This window comes from Streptomyces sp. HSW2009, assembly GCF_040240285.1.
In the GTDB taxonomy this organism is placed as follows: domain Bacteria; phylum Actinomycetota; class Actinomycetes; order Streptomycetales; family Streptomycetaceae; genus Streptomyces.
The window spans coordinates 1-2,238 of the sequence record NZ_JBEHZD010000857.1; the positions used below are offsets into that span (position 1 = coordinate 1).

General features: G+C 73.1%; 2 protein-coding genes. Both read left to right on the plus strand.

Annotated features, from left to right (window positions below; genetic code table 11):
- The first annotated feature begins 185 nt into the window (after positions 1–185).
- A complete protein-coding gene (locus AAHZ94_RS32945; RefSeq protein ID WP_349997379.1) occupies positions 186–1,421 on the plus strand; it encodes a class I SAM-dependent methyltransferase in 1,236 nt (411 codons plus the stop codon).
- A partial coding sequence (locus AAHZ94_RS32950) for a glycosyltransferase family protein (protein ID WP_349997380.1) occupies positions 1,418–2,238 on the plus strand: 821 nt, incomplete at its 3' end. The genes AAHZ94_RS32945 and AAHZ94_RS32950, both read left to right, overlap by 4 nt.

Below are 2,238 nucleotides of genomic sequence, written 5' to 3' on the forward strand. Positions count from 1 at the left end.
GGGCGGGGGGGGGGGGGGGGGGGCGGGGCGGGGGGGGCCGGCGGGCCCCCGGGGGGGGGGGGGGGGGGCCCCGGGGGGGCCCCCCCGGGCGCGGTACCGCCCGGTGGGGGGCCCCCGGCGCCGCTGGGGGACGAGAGCCGAGGCCCGCGACGGGAGCGCCGCGCGGGCAGGGATGGGGGCAGGAGATGACCGGATGCCGACTCTGCGGCTCGGCGGCGCTGGAGAGCGTCGTCGACCTGGGGGCGACCCCGCCGTGTGAGAGCTTTCTCGCCGCGGACCAACTTGACCTGCCGGAGCCGGCGTACCCGCTGCACCTGCGGGTGTGCACGGAGTGCTGGCTGGCGCAGATCCCGCCGTTGATCACGCCGGAGGAGACGTTCAAGGAGTACGCGTACTTCTCCTCGTACTCCACCTCCTGGGTGGAGCACGCGCGCGCCTTCGTCACGGACGCGGCCGAGCGCCTGGGGCTCGGGCCGAGCTCCTTCGTGGTGGAGGTGGCCAGCAACGACGGCTATCTGCTGCGGCACGTGGTGGACCGGGGGGTGCGCTGCCTGGGCATCGAGCCCTCGGTGAACGTGGGCGCCGCGGCCCGCGAGGCCGGGGTGCCCACGGTGTCGGAGTTCTTGGACCCGGACACCGGCGCCCGGGTGCGCGCCGAGCACGGCCCGGCCGATCTGGTCGTGGCCAACAACGTGTACGCGCACATCCCGGACGTGGTCGGCTTCACCCGCGGGCTGCGCGCGCTGGTCGCCGACGACGGCTGGGTCTCCATCGAGGTGCAGCACCTGCTGACCCTGATCGAGCTGAACCAGTACGACACGATCTACCACGAGCACTTCCAGTACTACACGGTCGCCGCCGCGATCCGGGCGCTGGCCAGCGGCGGGCTCGCGCTCGTGGACGTGGAGCTGCTGCCCACGCACGGCGGCTCCATCCGGCTGTGGGCCCGCCCCGCCGAGGCCGCGGGCGAGCCGAGTCGGCAGGTGGCGGAGGTGTTGGCGCGGGAGAAGGCCGCCGGGTTGCAGGAGCTTTCGGGGTACGCGGAGTTCGCCGCCCGGGTGGCCACGGTCCGCCGGGACCTGCTGCGGTTCCTGATCACCGCGGCCGAGCGCGGCGAGCGGGTGGTGGGCTACGGCGCCCCCGGCAAGGGCAACACCCTGCTCAACCACTGCGGCATCCGGCCCGACCTGCTCGCGTACACGGTGGACCGCAACCCGTACAAGCACGGCAGGTTCACCCCGGGCACCCGCATCCCGATCCTGCCGCCGGAGCAGATCGCCGCCGACCGGCCGGACTACGTCCTGGTGCTGCCCTGGAACCTGCGGGCCGAGCTCACCGAGCAACTGTCGTTCGTGCACGCCTGGGGCGGCCGGCTGGTCTTCCCCATCCCGGAACTGAGCATTGTCGAGGTCAAGCCATGAAGGTCGTACTGTTCTGCGGCGGTTACGGACTGCGGATGCGCAGCGGCGCGGCCGACGACGTGCCCAAGCCGATGGCGATGGTCGGGCCCCGGCCGTTGATCTGGCACGTCATGCGCTACTACGCGTCCTTCGGGCACACCGAGTTCATCCTGTGCCTGGGGTACGGGGCGCACCACATCAAGGACTTCTTCCTGCACTACGAGGAGACGACGTCCAACGACTTCGTGCTGCGCGGCGGGCGCACCGAGCTGCTGTCGACGGACATCGCCGACTGGACCATCACGTTCGCGCAGACCGGCATCGAGTCGCCGATCGGGGAGCGGCTGCGCCGGGTGCGGCACCATCTGGACGGCGATGAGATGTTCCTCGCCAACTACGCGGACGTGCTGACCGACGCCCCGCTGCCGGCGATGATCGAGTCCTTCGCGCGGCGGGACGCCGGTGCTTCGATGATGGTGGTGCCGCCGCAGTCCTCCTTCCACTGCGTGGATTTGGGTGACGACGGCCTGGTGGGCGGCATCACGGCGGTGAGCGAGCTGCCGCTGTGGGAGAACGGCGGCTACTTCGTGCTCCGCCAGGAGGTCTTCGACCACATACCCGAGGGCGGTGACCTGGTCGCCGACGGCTGTGCCCAACTTGCCAAGCGGGGGCGGCTGGTGGCGTACCAGCACCGCGGGTTCTGGAAGCCGACCGACACCGTCAAGGAGCGGGCCGCGCTCGACGCCGCCTACGCCAGGGGCGACCGCCCGTGGGCCGTGTGGGAGCGGGCCGGCGCGCCGGCCGCCCCGCAGGGCGGCGCGGGCCGGGCGGCCGGGGC